The 14,330-nt window shown below is 40.2% G+C and carries 12 protein-coding genes and 2 pseudogenes; 3 read left to right on the top strand and 11 right to left on the bottom strand.

The window, feature by feature from the left end:
• Window positions 1-15: 15 nt before the first annotated feature.
• A complete protein-coding gene (sufC, locus tag L696_RS0120870; protein WP_025685365.1) occupies window positions 16-798 on the bottom strand; it encodes a Fe-S cluster assembly ATPase SufC in 783 nt (260 codons plus the stop codon).
• A 488-nt stretch (window positions 799-1,286) separates the two neighbouring features.
• A complete protein-coding gene (locus L696_RS0120865) occupies window positions 1,287-1,757 on the bottom strand; it encodes a Dps family protein (RefSeq protein WP_025685364.1) in 471 nt (156 codons plus the stop codon).
• Between the two features lie 300 nt (window positions 1,758-2,057).
• Here L696_RS0120865 and mtnK point away from each other — a divergent pair, with 300 nt between their 5' ends.
• Window positions 2,058-3,281 (top strand): S-methyl-5-thioribose kinase, encoded by a 1,224-nt coding sequence (gene mtnK, locus L696_RS0120860; protein ID WP_025685363.1) that lies wholly within the window; start codon window positions 2,058-2,060, stop codon window positions 3,279-3,281.
• A 5-nt stretch (window positions 3,282-3,286) separates the two neighbouring features.
• A pseudogene (gene mtnA, locus L696_RS29785) lies at window positions 3,287-3,480 on the top strand (S-methyl-5-thioribose-1-phosphate isomerase); the annotation flags it as partial.
• Between the two features lie 106 nt (window positions 3,481-3,586).
• On the opposite strand, the pseudogene L696_RS0120855 reads toward mtnA, so the two are convergent.
• The 8 genes and pseudogenes from L696_RS0120855 to L696_RS0120825 form a co-directional block, all read right to left on the bottom strand.
• A pseudogene (locus tag L696_RS0120855) lies at window positions 3,587-3,787 on the bottom strand (YunC family protein); the annotation flags it as partial.
• Window positions 3,788-3,862: 75 nt separating this feature from the next.
• Window positions 3,863-4,990 (bottom strand): site-specific integrase, encoded by a 1,128-nt coding sequence (locus L696_RS0120850; RefSeq protein ID WP_025685361.1) that lies wholly within the window; start codon window positions 4,988-4,990, stop codon window positions 3,863-3,865.
• A 98-nt stretch (window positions 4,991-5,088) separates the two neighbouring features.
• Window positions 5,089-5,274, bottom strand: coding sequence for a helix-turn-helix domain-containing protein (locus L696_RS0120845; protein ID WP_025685360.1), 186 nt, complete (start codon window positions 5,272-5,274; stop codon window positions 5,089-5,091).
• A gap of 350 nt (window positions 5,275-5,624) precedes the next feature.
• Window positions 5,625-5,915: a hypothetical protein gene (locus L696_RS0120840; protein ID WP_025685359.1), complete on the bottom strand. Its 291-nt coding sequence runs from the start codon at window positions 5,913-5,915 to the stop codon at window positions 5,625-5,627.
• A 615-nt stretch (window positions 5,916-6,530) separates the two neighbouring features.
• Entirely contained in the window at window positions 6,531-8,042 is a 1,512-nt protein-coding gene (locus tag L696_RS0120835) for a hypothetical protein (protein ID WP_245233415.1), read from the bottom strand.
• Between the two features lie 422 nt (window positions 8,043-8,464).
• The gene (locus L696_RS32800) at window positions 8,465-8,686 is read right to left on the bottom strand and encodes a DUF5659 domain-containing protein (protein ID WP_425339337.1); all 222 of its coding nucleotides are present in this window, start codon (window positions 8,684-8,686) and stop codon (window positions 8,465-8,467) included.
• 808 nt (window positions 8,687-9,494) lie between these two features.
• On the bottom strand, window positions 9,495-9,902 hold the full coding sequence (locus tag L696_RS0120830; RefSeq protein ID WP_025685358.1) for a hypothetical protein: 408 nt from the start codon (window positions 9,900-9,902) through the stop codon (window positions 9,495-9,497).
• A gap of 3 nt (window positions 9,903-9,905) precedes the next feature.
• Window positions 9,906-11,249, bottom strand: coding sequence for a WXG100 family type VII secretion target (locus tag L696_RS0120825; protein ID WP_245233414.1), 1,344 nt, complete (start codon window positions 11,247-11,249; stop codon window positions 9,906-9,908).
• Between the two features lie 485 nt (window positions 11,250-11,734).
• On the opposite strand from L696_RS0120825, the gene L696_RS0120820 reads away from it, so the two are divergent.
• Window positions 11,735-12,691, top strand: coding sequence for an IS30 family transposase (locus tag L696_RS0120820; RefSeq protein WP_025685357.1), 957 nt, complete (start codon window positions 11,735-11,737; stop codon window positions 12,689-12,691).
• Window positions 12,692-12,910: 219 nt separating this feature from the next.
• Here the strand turns inward: L696_RS0120820 and L696_RS0120815 are convergent, their stop codons facing one another.
• Window positions 12,911-14,329, bottom strand: a complete 1,419-nt coding sequence (locus L696_RS0120815) for a helix-turn-helix domain-containing protein (protein ID WP_025685356.1) — start codon at window positions 14,327-14,329, stop codon at window positions 12,911-12,913.
• Window position 14,330: the final 1 nt, after the last annotated feature.

Here is a 14,330-nt window from a genome sequence, read left to right as displayed (position 1 = left end):
CTCCTCGCTTCCGGCTTACGCCTCTTGTCCTACAGTTTCATCAACGATGCCCAGTTCTTCCTTGATCCAGTCGTAACCGTCCGCTTCCAGACGCTCAGCCAGCTCAGGTCCACCGGATTTAACGATGCGTCCTTGCATCATAACATGTACAAAATCAGGCTTAACGTAATTCAACAGACGCTGGTAGTGAGTAATGATGAGGAAACCGCGTTCTTCGGAACGCATAGCATTAACACCGCTAGCCACGATTCTCAACGCGTCAATATCCAGACCAGAGTCGATTTCGTCAAGAATGACGATTTTCGGATCGATCATCATCATTTGCAAAATTTCATTCCGTTTTTTCTCACCACCGGAGAAACCTTCATTCAGGTAACGGTGAGCAAACTCAGGATTCATTTCGAGTTCCTTCATTTTGCTTTCCATTTGGCGGATAAATTTAATCAGAGAAATTTCCTGTCCTTCTTCACGGCGTGCGTTAATTGCACTACGCAAAAAGTCGGAGTTGGTTACCCCTGCAATTTCACTTGGATACTGCATAGCTAGGAACAATCCTGCACGTGCGCGCTCATCCACTTCCATGTCCAGAACGTCTTCTCCGTCCAAAGTTACTTTGCCATCCGTGACTTCATATTTAGGATGCCCCATCAAAGCAGAAGCCAATGTACTTTTACCCGTTCCGTTAGGACCCATGATGGCATGGATTTCTCCGCCCTTCATTTCGAGGTTGATGCCTTTCAGAATTTCCTTGCCTTCAATGGTCGCTTTGAGACCTTCAATCTTAAAGTTTGTAGCCATATTCAGAATACCCTCCAAAATTTGTAGTGTGGTGTCGAAATCAGAAAGTATATTTAACAGGGGAGCCCCCTGATTTCAAGCAAGCGAAATATTTAAAAATTTATTTATAATCATTCTAAACTGATTCTCAATGATTCTCAAGTTATTTTATAATAAATATCTTCAAGGGTGCAACCAACAGACACACGTTATCAGACTTTCTTCATAAAATATTCATACTACTCAACACTTTTACCGTGATTTTCTGCTTCCTAACTTTTTTATTATAGCTTAATTCTTCATCATTACCGCATATCCCATCATAATCGTACCCTATCTATGAAAAAACATTAAAATGCTGTAAATTGTCTTTTTCAGCCATAAAAACGCTACCGACAACATGATGTCAGTAGCGTTTTTACATGTGTAGCGCTTATTTCAAAACACGATCCCACTTCTATCGGGATAGGAATTTAACTGTCAGAATTAAGCTTTCAGCATCATTGTGGTTAGCCCAGATAAGAGCGAAGCATCCACATATGTTTTTCCAGATCCGCCTTATAACCAATCAGCAAATCTGCGGTTGGCTGATCAGAAGTACTTTCTGCCAATTCAATCCCTTCCTGAAATTCCTCACAGACGGTGGCAAAGTCCTCAATCAGCGTTTGTACCATTTTCGGCGCATCCTCATTACCACTTGCTTCGTGAATTGAGGACATCTCCAGATATTCTTTTAACGTTGCGGAAGGAGAACCTTTCAGCGCCAACAGGCGTTCAGCGATCTCGTCCATTTTTAGCGTAATTTCATTATATAGCTCTTCAAATTTGACATGGAGTGTAAAAAAGTTGGAGCCTTTCACATACCAGTGATAGTTATGAATCTTCACATATAGCACATTCAGGTTAGCCACCTGACGGTTTAACAGTTCTTCCACCGATTTCGTTTGCGTATTTTTCGAGTTGCTTGTTGTTTTAGCCATGATAAATCCCTTCCTTTTTCATCAAATTGATCATTCAGGAACGTTTACGTATTCATCCACCGTCCTTCTAACAGGAAGACGCCAGTTCGCTGCCGGACGACTGTTTATTATTTACCCTTCCAGTATAGAGACGAAACAAAACAACAGAGTTCCTGAGTACTCTTCCGGCGTTTCGTAAAAAAAAATGTACAAAATTCAAGCGTTTTTCGTTATACTTGGCTCTATCCAAGCAAAATGGTTGGTTTAATCTTTTAGTATCTTTGGAAATCGACTTAAGCACATTTTATGGAGGTGACTTCGTTGTCCCAATATCATCCTTTAACGACAGAAGAAGCAATTGAATTCGTGAAGGGTATCCCCGGATTTTTTAGTCAGGACGCCCGTCTGGAATGCCGAGAAATCGGTGATGGTAACCTGAATTTGGTTTTTCATATTACGGATTCTGAATCTGACAAGAGTATCATTGCCAAACAGGCGCTTCCCTATGTGAAAATTGTGGGTGAATCCTGGCCGCTGTCACTGGATCGTGCCCGTATTGAACGCGAGGCACTTCAGCAGGAGCACCACATTTGCCCTGAGCTGGTTCCTGCAGTGCTCGGCTATGACGATGAACTCGCCTTGACTGTGATGGAGGATCTAAGCTCATACACAATCATGCGCAAAGGATTAATCGAAGGAAACACATATCCGCATTTCGCTGACCATATTGGAGAATTTCTGGCGCGTACGCTCTTTTTCACCTCGGATCTGGGCATGAATCAGCAGGACAAAAAAGAGCTGGTCAAGCGCTTTATCAACCCGGATCTTTGTAAAATCACCGAGGATCTTATTTTGGACGAGCCTTATCGGTTTTCAGACAATAACAACTACGGTTCGTACATCGAAGACGAGGCTGAGGCGCTTCGTACAGATCAGGCCATTCACCTGGAAGTAGCTTTGCTGCGCGAGAAATTTCTGACGCGAACAGAAGCGCTACTGCATGGCGATCTTCATACGGGCAGTATTTTTGTAACAGCGGAGTCCACTAAAGTCATTGATCCCGAATTTGCCTATTACGGACCGATGGGCTTTGATATCGGAGCGGTGATTGCCAATCTGCTGTTGAACTACGCAGCACAGCCCGGATGGACTACTGGCGAGACAGCTATGCAGCAACGGCGTGCCTGGCTTTTAGAGACTGCCATTCAGGTATGGGAGCGGTATGAAAGCGGGTTCCGCAAACTGTGGGACGAGCATGTTACTGACCACATGGCCCGCACACCGGGATATCAGGACTTGTACCTCCAGAAAGTGCTGCAAGATACGATTGGCTTTGCAGGCTGCAAAGTCATCCGTCGCATCATCAGCTTGTCGCATGTGGCCGATATAGACACGATTGCCAATCCTGCGATCAAGGAAGCAGCGGAAAGACTGGCGCTATCTATCGGGAAAGCCTTGGTTCTACGCAATCGTGAGGTGCATTCGATTCGTGAATTGGGAGATATTATTCAGACAGCAACGGCTGCCTCAATTAAAGGAGCTTAATGGATATGAGTGAAAATAAAGAATCTGCGATTGGAGCTTCCAATGAAGTAATAGTGCCTGGTCAGGCTCTCTCGTCGCTGGTGTGGAAAGGTGACCACTTGTCCCAATGCTGGATCAGCGACTGCTGCCCGAATCCATCGTGATACTGAATTTGTTCACAGCCGAGGAAGTCTGGGATGGCATCCATGCCATGAAGGTTGAATCGTTGTACTTGATAAAATGTAACTTTTCTATTGAAAAAACCGGAGCGAAGTTGCCCCGGTTTTTCACGTTTTTCTACCTTCGTAGAGCAAAAGCCCTACCACTTAGACCAGCTTCAAAAGCGCCTCATACCCCGGCATACCCGGCTTAATCCCTAGCTGCTCCGCTTCCGTCGTCACCGACTCCATGGGCGCTTCCAACAATTCGCGCAGCGTTTTTACACCCACAGCTCGTGCGGCAAGAATTTTCCGATCTCCCAGCCGTTCATTCAGCAATCCGACATCCAGTGCGCCGCACATGATGTGAACCATCAGAAAAGCCTTTTATATCAACAGTTTTTAAGCAACAAATCATTTGAGGTCACAAAAAGGTCACAAGAATCACAACATGATCATCTGCTCAAGCTCATCAGCTACCTCTTGTTGCATACTGGGAAGCACATGACTGTACGTATCCAGCGTGACAGATATCTTACTGTGACCTAATCTCTCTGAAATCACTTTGACATTCATTTTCTTTTCCAACAGCATTGTCGCATGGGTGTGCCTCATATCATGAAAACGAATATGTGGGAGCTTGGCACTTAAAACATCCCTTTTATAAACCTTGGACAAATTAGCAGGGAACACCGTTTTACCATTTTTTAAATTGAAAATGACAATATCCATATCGACAAAACCGTCTCCAAACTCTCTTTTCCACTTCACTTTGTAAGCTTCATGTAGCCTACGCTGTTCTTTAAGAATTGCAATCAGTTGATTAGGTATAGATATTTTACGTTCCCCGGCGTTGGTTTTAGCTCCAGATTTGATCCGAGTTCCATAATGAGCAAGCGTTTGTCTAATGGTAATTGTCTTTGATTCAAAATCAATATCCTTCCATCTTAATCCTAAAATCTCCCCTTGCCGCATTCCTGCTAATAAAGCGAGTCCATAAACACAATGATAACGATCTTCTTTGGTAAATTGGAGAAAATGATTCACTTGCTCCAGCGTCCAAATAGACAATTCTTTTTTAATTCGCTTGGGAAGTGTCACTTTTCGCATGGGATTTTCTTTAATGAAGCCATATTCAATTGCCTTATCAAATACTTTTTTGACCATGGTTGTAATGCGATCTATCGTATTCCTCGCAAAATTCTTCTTGTGCAACTCATTCACGAAATCTTGGCATTTCAATAAATCAAAATATTGCAACTTTATTTTTCCGAATTTAGGCTTAATATGATTTTTGAAATACAACTTGTTATTGTAAAGCGTTGTTTCGCCACATTCATGAACCCGGATGTTATCCAGCCAGTAATCCATAAACTCATTGAGTGTAGTGTTATCTTTCCTGATATATTCTTTATTTTTCACATCATTCTGAAGCCCAACCATCTTGTCATTTGCTTCACGTTTAGTCTTAAAGCCTTTTCTGCGGATTTGACGTCTCTTGCCCGTTTCATCATAATAATCAAAAACAAAATCCCATTTTTTTGTCTTCTCATTTACAAAAGGTTCTGCCATATAAAACTCCCTTCTTGTGACAATAAGAAAGGAGGCCAAGCATGTGACTAAAAGTAATCATACCACATGGAGCCTCCCTATAACCTACTTGTAATTCGCTATAGCCGACCTTTCATCCAGTCTTCAAATACTTCTTCATGCACCAGATATCTGGTTCCTAATTTTATGGTGTAAAATTGCTTGGATTTAATTAGCTCATATGCCTTATCTCGTCCGATTCCCATCTTACGCATAATATCCGTCACACCAATCATAACTTTTCCGCTCTCCATCGTTTTAGCCATCACGCTCACCTCAAAATACTCCTATGTATGTTTTAATTTGTCCTATTCCATTCCTTGTTTAACTGCTTCATAAATCTTGCCACGCTATTTCTCAACTTCTTATGTATAGAGTCTAGCTTGTCTTCTTAGCTTCTAAATTTATAGTCCTTCCCTTCATCATATACGCCTTAAAACAACGTTTACGCCTGTATGAAGCTACTTTTATGTACATGCTCACTCTGCTGGTAGATTTTTAATACAACCACTAATGGTAAAATGCCAATTTTATTTGTTCTCTTTCACGTTCCAATTCGACTCGCAACCATTCTATACGCTCAATCGACATCCCCCCCCCTTTCATGCTACCTCGTTCAATGAACAATGGTTTGCGAATGTACACCTTGAATTTCTCTGAGTTCTAAACTAACCATGTCAAGACTGGAGCGCATTGAATCTAGCTTTTTAGTGGTGTCATTGGTTATTTTTTCAATATCACTAACATGCGCTCTTATCATAGCTTGAATGGTATTTTTGACCTCCTCTACATATTCCCTAATCATCTGCTGACTCTCCTTTGTCTTAAAATGAGAACTGCATATCAAATCGACACCCTTTTCAATCACTTTTTCAGCATTATCAAAAACCTCATTGAATTTATTCATCTCGTAGTTTCTCCCTTTTTTATATGTATTGGTGTAATTCTGAGCTATTTGTATTGGCTCCTACTTTAAGTTTATGACAAAGGCTGTAAATCGTTAAGGTATGTCACATTTTTTTATTCTCCACATCTTTACACTAAAATTAGATATATATCTAATCACTTGATTCAATCAATCTATTTGCTACTTCTGCAACGGGTAACGATTAGAAAACTCCCCTTATCGGGTCGTGTTCAAACATTTACCCCACAGCATACGCTATGTTGTTCATCTCATACACTGTGAACCTTATCCAAATCAAACGACTCAGATAATTAAACAATTTTACATCTCACCAATCTCCCCATTGTAATCAAAAGTTTGATTGAAAAATAGCCGAATAGGGCATGTTTTTGACTATAACTCATAAAAATAAATATGCAAAAAACATAGATAAACATGGAGTTTTTTGTCAATATCCCCATTTTTCTATATATTATATATAGAGAGATTGGATAGATTAGATAATTTAGTATTCGATCAAGTTCAAGAATCCCAATTAGTATATCCTCGTATGAGGAGAGACAAGGTTTAAAAAGTTTTTCTTTAAATCCTTCTGTTGCAGAAGTAGTTGAAAGATCACAGCTTGACGATGGAACGATATTCAATCCGAATCTGTTTTGCTCTTATGTACGTTTGGACGAGAATCAAATCTTTACTAAAGTACCTCGCAAAGTGTTTACTGTTAATATTGAGTTGCTTGGCTATATCTTTCTTTGGATATGTTCCCGGCGGCTGTTTAAGTAACCAATCGACAATCATTTCTGTCATTGTATCTTCATTTGATGATCCTGAAGCACCGTTTAATTCATGTCTGCTAACAAAATCATCTACAGCTAATAGGATAGGTTCACCGATTTTTACTTTTTTTAATTGCTTGGTTACCCCTCTAAAAACCTCTTCTTCATTTGTCACTATAAATATTTCTGCTTGAGGTTTGGGATTGCGTTGTACCCGTTTCACTGTCTGATACATATCAGATATGATTGTGGATTGCCTAATTTTCTCTAGGTCAGCATTTTTGAAAGATTTAGTTTTCCCGTTCTTAACAACACCTAATCCAATTCTCCAATCATGCCTATCCGTGTATTGGCATAAATGTATGACATGGGCTTCAAACCGTGAATTAGGCGTACCAAACAAGTAACAGCAATCGAAGTCGCGCCATTTGTTCTTACCTATCAGATTCCCATACCAGTTAACCGATATAGATTCGCCATTATATTCATCCCCTATGGCAATATCCATGAATCCAATTTGTCTGAGTTGACGAATAAAATCACCTTCATCACCGTTAGCAGATAACACGAACTCCTTATGTAAGACAATCAAATAGCGTTTATCAAGCTTAAAGTTACGCTTAATGAAATTTGATACTTTCTCGAAATAGCCATTGTTGCCTGTCTCAGTGTTCAGCTTCTTATGAATGCTGGTTTTGCTGGTGCTGAATTTAATGTGCGTTATCGTTGAGCCTGAATGGTCAATAAGCTTGGATTGTTTATCCAAAATAAATTTGATATTCCCGTTCTTCACACTGTATAGGTGATCTATCTGCCCGTTAGCGTCTAGTATTACATTGTTGGCTAGACAAAACAATCTGTGCTTTCTGTTATATGTACTAAGCGAATGATAATTGTAATAGCATGTGTTTTTATAAAATAATTCCAGTTGTTGCACAATGCCTTTGAGATTATTATAGACTGGTAATGATTTGTCACGGATAATCTCTGCTTTGTTTTTGTTTATAACATTACACAACTCATAGACAGGCTCCAAGCTATCTATTTTGGGATGACACTTGATAATTCCCCTGCTTGAGAGCTTTTTCCCTTCACTTGTCTTCATTCGTTCACATTCATTAATCTGATCAAGCAAACCACTGACTGCATCATACAACAAGGGATGAAGAGTATGCGGTAAAACAGAAAATAATTTGTTATACTCCGACCTACTGAAACTGACAATATCGAAGTCAATGCGTTCGTCTATGATTTGTGTGTGTCTGCCCTCTGTGAACCAACGTCTTAGTTCATCATCTTTACACAGCATTTTATAGCGTGAATGCGTAAATAATGAGAACATCACAATCACATACAACCTCAAGATTCTGCCTATAATAACTCCAATTATCAGAGGTAATCCCAATGATATGCTGATCTTTGCCTATAATCCGTTCGTTACTGTCTCCAAATCCTTGGTACAACCTGTCTACATTTTCACCTATGTACTGACTAGAATCTTCAACATCTTTGGCGAAGCGTTTTACTAACAGAAACTTCCTGTATTGCTTCCCATAATTGATACCTGTAAACTGGTAGGACTCTATGTATTCCCTCAAAATCTTATTTGTTTCCACCGATTTACCGAGTGAAGCCTCTAAATCAATAACTACAAACGTATTCGGGTCAGTTTCCCCTTCTAATATCCTCCGTTTCATATTTAAAATTTTATTTGTATACTTCTCGCCATAAACATCAACAAAATTTGGAATAGAATGATTGGAATGTATTGGTTTAGCCCCTTACTGGCATTCTGCTGGCATACTCATGAAACTCATGATCGGTTTTATAATCTGCCATTGCCTTTTGTAAGCGTTCACTAGAGCAAAACAAATAAACATTCCTGTCACTCTTCAAATCATCACCAATCGCAACCAACATAAATCCCTTTAACTGAAGGTAAAGAGATAGTGTGCGCGAATGAATGACAGTTGTATCTTTAGAAATATAGACCACTTCCGTTGTTTTTCAGTTTTCAAAGATCGCACAACAAATAAACTTAACGATCCATTTCAGATAGAGCGAATAAAATAATATTAAGTTGCCAATCCTAAAAATAATTTTATTCCAACTATCCAATCTAGTATTCATCTCATTTACTTACTGTGTTTTAAATCTGCTGTGTTAATTGTATTCGTGGTAATGCAATATGTATTGTCAACTACTTAACTTTTATTCCCTTTGATCCCGTTTCACCTTTGCCTCACTGGTGCATCTCCTTTTCTTTGTGATTCCAACTGAAGCCTGTTACGCTCTGGTTGATATGCCCATAGTATATCATGGGAATATATCTGTCAACAGTAAATTGAAATGATCTAATTTTTTACAATCAGGAGCTATGCGTGTGCATCGGCATGAGAATATTAGAAATGTATGAAATGTATATAATGAAGAAAAATTTGAGTCGTATTATTTGGCTCTAATTGAACCTACTCTATTCATTTTCTCCAATGCTTTCAGCAATATCTTTTAGATAGTACGTTGGGTCTCTCCAATTGATTTTGCTACATCTTTCATTGACCGTTCGCCATTTTGTCGCGCGCGCTGATCGCCTACCCAAGCATAAGAATTTGTCACGGTGGATATTGGAGCATGGTGAGTTAAATTTGACGCACCTTCGTTTGAAGCAGGGTGTATGCAAATATCATCCCCCTTTATTCTGATTGGACAACTAAAAAAAGCTCACTCTCTATGTTTAAGGAGCAAGCTTGGGGGCAAATCAACATCGTCTGATATCATGTATATCTAGCTCTGAACTCACATATTAGTTCATTTTAAATGGAACCTCTATATCTTCACCAATTTCATTTACAGTTTCCTCGATGATTTCCCTTACATCTTCATCCAAATCCTTGTTTAAAGATTCTTTCATCAAGTTATAGCTACTTTTTAAGTTCAGATTGACAACAACTGAAGAATATACATCTACTAACTCTGAAGATGTATCATCCCATATTTTCTGGACAAAGCTGTCTAATCTTTTTCTCAACGAATCACTTAACAATTCGTAAGTATAAGTCTTCCTGTCAGCAAATTCTGAAAAACATTCCAACGTTTCAAGAATATTTATCTTCTCTAAATTTTCAATGGAGTCTAAATATTGAATAATATAGGACTCTAACTGTTCTTTAGACATAATATCAGGCAACTGTTTAATTTCATTCAAATTCATTGTTTACCTCCCAAGATCAACTGGTATATGGGTAATATTTTGCTGATTATTTCTATACATATTCCCGTCAGTACCCAAATACTTTCTTCCTATTTTAATTTGTGCGCTCCATCCGTTATAGGAATTGCTTGTAGCAAGCTCAGATGGAGAAAGCTTGCTGCTCAGGTTAAGCTGTGGTGAATGCCATTTTATTTCAACCTTTGTCCCATTATAATTAAAATTATACTTATAACCACTCTCAATAATACCAGGATCAGGTCTAAAATTATTACTTGCTCCTGATGGAACCCAAGATTGTAGTTGGTGTTCGCTTATTTTTCCATTTTCTATTACTCCATTACTAGGATTAAAGTTCCCATCACTGTCGATTAGTTTTTCCATCTGCATTTTATGTTCAGCAATTTTCTTTTCTGCTTGAGCTAATGTTTCCATATGATTTTCGGGTTTCTTGTCTGCTTTCAATTCACGTTCATGCGACAATCTTTGCTTTAGTTCTTCCTGATTTCTCCCCTTACTTTCAGTATGAGGTACACTTTCTGCCTTAACCTCCGATGATAGGGACGGTTTTGATGAGCCTCCACCTTCCCCTTTCGCCATTTGCCACAATTCCGCTGAGCTTTTCCCAATTCCGCTTGCTCCTTTAACTGCGGTTGTACCTCCATGTGCCGCTAAAGCTGCTGATCCAATCAATCCCGGTATTCCGATTATACTTCCAACTCCCGTAGATGAAACCGCAACTGATAATCCTTCTCCACCTGTTCCAACTATTACCTCACCAGCCCCCTGCAATGTCGTAGCTACGTGACCGAGAATTTCACCTACTTTAGCTGCCATAGGATGATCATAGTCCCGTTCTTTATCAGGTAACATCCCCAAGGTTAAATCTTCCTGAATGGCTCCTTTTGCTCCCTGAGCCGTATCCCATAAAATTTCACCTTGAAGCTTGCTAGCTTCCATCTGGGCTTCAGCCTTGGTGATCTCAGCTTGTCCGATCTGTTCAAAGATTTTATGTAACCAACCTTCACCGCTGGATGCCGTTTTAATAGGTACACCATTTCCCGGTACATCCAGCACGACTTTCTCACCATCTATCTGTGTGAAACTTTTTGAGATAAAAATGAGTTCCTGTGCTACTGTCGATAGTCGTTCAAGCGTCACACTCATGGATTGTTGTGCTCTTTGGAAGTCTTGAAAGAATCGTTGACTTGTCAATCCATCCCATCCACCTTGGACGAACATCATTTGCCGATTCAGTTGATCACACATATGTCCCATTTGCTGCTTGCCTTGCAAGAACTGGTCAGCCACTTGCATTAGCTTGTCAGGTGGAACCAATATTCTGCCCATTTGATCACGCCCACTTTAATTTAGATGGAAGTAATCTTATCAGAAGGAGATGTTTAGGGATATCCATCTATTATCCTGAAATTCCCTTTTATATTATGTGACAAATGAACTGATATAAAAAAGATTTACTATGTCTAAAGTATTGTATAACTCCCGTTAAATGATGTATAAGTTAGGATGTAGTAGTCGTCACTTTCAAATCTTGTTCTTTAACCATATCCTGTAATTCAGGGATGAGTGTCAGGAGTTTTTTTTAGTTTTGTAGCTGCTGTGTGGTTATGTTCAAATCATTAGCAATATCCTCTTGAGTTTTGGTGAGCAAAATAATTTTGGTCACCAATTCCATATGTATGCTGATTACTTATATATGACGGATTGTAATATGAAGTGCGACACCCGCTGGAAATAAATAAAAAAGGGCCCATGGCCTGATTCGTGTAGAATGAAAGTTACCACACCAGCATTCACACAAGGAGAATCAGTCCATGAGTTATTCACATCTTAGCATAATCGAACGAAGCAAGCTAGAAATCCTGCATCAGCAGGGGAAAAGTGCAAGAGCGATTGCCGTGGAGTTGGGACGACACCACGGCACCATTAGCCGTGAAATCCGTCGGAATGCTCAGCTACCATCCTACGAAGCAGAAAGCTCCCCACACGCTTACAAGGAGCGCCGTAAAGCTTCTGTATCCCCAGGCAAATGGACAGAAGAACAAGCCAAAGAACTGGAAGAAAAGCTACAGGCGACCTGGTCTCCGGAGCAGATCGTGGAGCGTTTTAGAACAGAAGGCAAGCCCACCGTGTGCTGCAAAACCATCTATCGTTGGATCTATGCCGGTCGCCTTGCCCAAGTGGACTTGAAAGTGCTGCGGCACAAAGGTAAACGGCAACAGCCTGCTGAAAAACGAGGGAAGTTTGCCGTGGGCAAGTCGATTTCCGAACGCTCCAAGGAGGTGCGTTCCCGGGAAACCTTTGGACACTGGGAGCTGGATACAGTGGTGTCTGGTCGAGGAAAAAGTAAAGGCTGTGTGGCGACCTTCATTGAACGGAAGACCCGCCTGTACACTGCGATTCAAATGCCGGATCGCACAGCCTTGTCGATGGAGATTGCCTTTGGCGTAGCCGCTTCACAGTATCCCGCTGGAGCGTTTCGAACCGCTACGGCCGATCGTGGAAAGGAGTTCGCTTGTTATGCAAATCTGGAAGCCACACATGGCGTGCAGATCTACTTTGCTGACCCATACTCTTCCTGGCAACGCGGATCAAACGAGAATGCCAATGGCCTACTTCGAGAGTTCTTTCCCAAGGGTACAGATTTCGCACAGATCACAGATGAAGCATTGGAGCGTTCCCTGGATTTAATCAACCATCGTCCACGAAAATGCTTGGGTTGGAAAACGGCTCACGAATCGGTTACAGAGGAACTGTCGCACTTGGCTTGACAATCCGTCATTTATAAAAATACACTCCTTAGAATTTTATCGGCTAAACCTGTGTTAGGTTCCTCCAATATCCGTTTTAGGGAGTGTATTTTTGTTAAGATGGGCTTTATATCTTTCCTCATTCATTTGAAATGTTAAGCGCCTCCATGTTGATCGTAAAGCACGATATTCTGGTGTTGGCTATGAGTCTGAACAGGTACAGTCACGATAGACAAAAAACTAGTTGCGACGATCAATAGCACCATTTTTCTTAACATCATCTATCCACACCCTTTCAATAAATTTTAAATATGTTGTCTTAGTTTCGGGTACTACATAGACTCGATAACGTTCAAACAGCACCATACATTTTATAAAATAAGTCTCATTATTTAGTATATGATATTTCTCCATTGAATACATCAAATGTTTAAAGCCAACACTGTACATCCCCCAATACAAATAATAATAAGCCAATTCGTATCCCAAACGTGCAAACTGTTCTGGAATCACTTGTTGAGTATACACATCATTAGATTGAGGCAATTGCAAAAGTGAGTTAATATCCGTTTCAAAACGCTGAAGTATATCATTTACGTCTATCTGGTATCCGTTTGCCATCATCATAATGTTTAACAGTTGGGTGACCATATCTTGGTCAGTTGTATCTGACGATGCACCAATATATTCTACATAATCATATAAGGCCTTTATATCTCCAGATAAAACCTTGTTCACTATAACGTTAGCTTGCGCCCAATGTTTAAACAAGCTAATCCAATATTTAGCATCTTCATCCGTCTCTTTGACCCAACTTAAATCAGCATAGGCGTATGTATATTGTAGAGCCTGTTCATAATCTTCCCGTGATTCACATACACCTGCACATAATAAATCTGCATAGCTAATGTACACAAACATGGGACGACTCAGCTTCTTTTCAGACTCATTATGCTCTCGTTTCTTCTGCTGATGTTTCATCGAATATTGGATTTCCGCTTTTCCTCTCATTTTCCTTGCCATTTCGTCAACCTTGTCCCATTCACGCAAAGAACGGTACACATTCCCCAAATCTTTCAGAGCATCAAGTTGTATTACTTCGTCCAACCGTTCGACAAAAGATTCAAAACGTGTAGCTGCCTTGAGATTTTGGCGTTGATCGTCTCCAATTTGAATTGTGAATATACGATAATGACAGATTGCCAAGCGATCAGAATGTTGGTACTTCTCACCCTCAGCGATGTTCTCGTATAGGTAAGCCGCTGCTTCATTATAACCTTCTTCATAACAATCCTCGGCTAATTCAAAGAGATAATGGAGATAACTCGGTTTATCCAGCAGAACACTCACTACTTTTTGCAAACAGTCTACGCGCCGAAACTGCACACAGCGGTACAAGAACGGGCTAATTCTTTTCCAGTTCAGCGGTGCATCTATCACACTTTCTTCAATATATCTTTCATAGAAATGGTCAGTGGGTAAATTCATTCCTAACGTAATGCGATCCAATTGGTGCACCGAAATGGTACGATTACCCGTTATAATACCGCTCACCGTACCCGGATTCATGCCAGCAATGTGTCCAAACTCGGTCATGCTCAAACCCTCTTGTTTTAGGTATCTTTCTAATTCTGCGCGTATCGTGGGTGTGATTTTCATG

This window comes from Paenibacillus maysiensis (assembly GCF_000520815.1).
Lineage (GTDB): Bacteria > Bacillota > Bacilli > Paenibacillales > Paenibacillaceae > Paenibacillus > Paenibacillus maysiensis.
Note: the sequence above shows the minus strand (reverse complement) of the source record. Positions and strands in the feature narration are given on the sequence as shown.

Bases quoted from the DNA above. Each gene is read 5' to 3' on its own strand.
- L696_RS0120845 (WP_025685360.1), bottom strand. From the start codon at position 5,274: ATGGCTAAAACGATGGAGAGCGGAAAAGTTATGATTGGTGTGACGGAT.
- sufC (WP_025685365.1), bottom strand. From the start codon at position 798: ATGGCTACAAACTTTAAGATTGAAGGTCTCAAAGCGACCATTGAAGGC.
- L696_RS0120850 (WP_025685361.1), bottom strand. From the start codon at position 4,990: ATGGCAGAACCTTTTGTAAATGAGAAGACAAAAAAATGGGATTTTGTT.
- L696_RS0120825 (WP_245233414.1), bottom strand. From the start codon at position 11,249: ATGGGCAGAATATTGGTTCCACCTGACAAGCTAATGCAAGTGGCTGAC.
- L696_RS0120830 (WP_025685358.1), bottom strand. From the start codon at position 9,902: ATGAATTTGAATGAAATTAAACAGTTGCCTGATATTATGTCTAAAGAA.
- L696_RS0120840 (WP_025685359.1), bottom strand. From the start codon at position 5,915: ATGAATAAATTCAATGAGGTTTTTGATAATGCTGAAAAAGTGATTGAA.
- L696_RS0120820 (WP_025685357.1), top strand. From the start codon at position 11,735: ATGAGTTATTCACATCTTAGCATAATCGAACGAAGCAAGCTAGAAATC.
- L696_RS0120815 (WP_025685356.1), bottom strand. From the start codon at position 14,329: ATGAAAATCACACCCACGATACGCGCAGAATTAGAAAGATACCTAAAA.
- L696_RS0120865 (WP_025685364.1), bottom strand. From the start codon at position 1,757: ATGGCTAAAACAACAAGCAACTCGAAAAATACGCAAACGAAATCGGTG.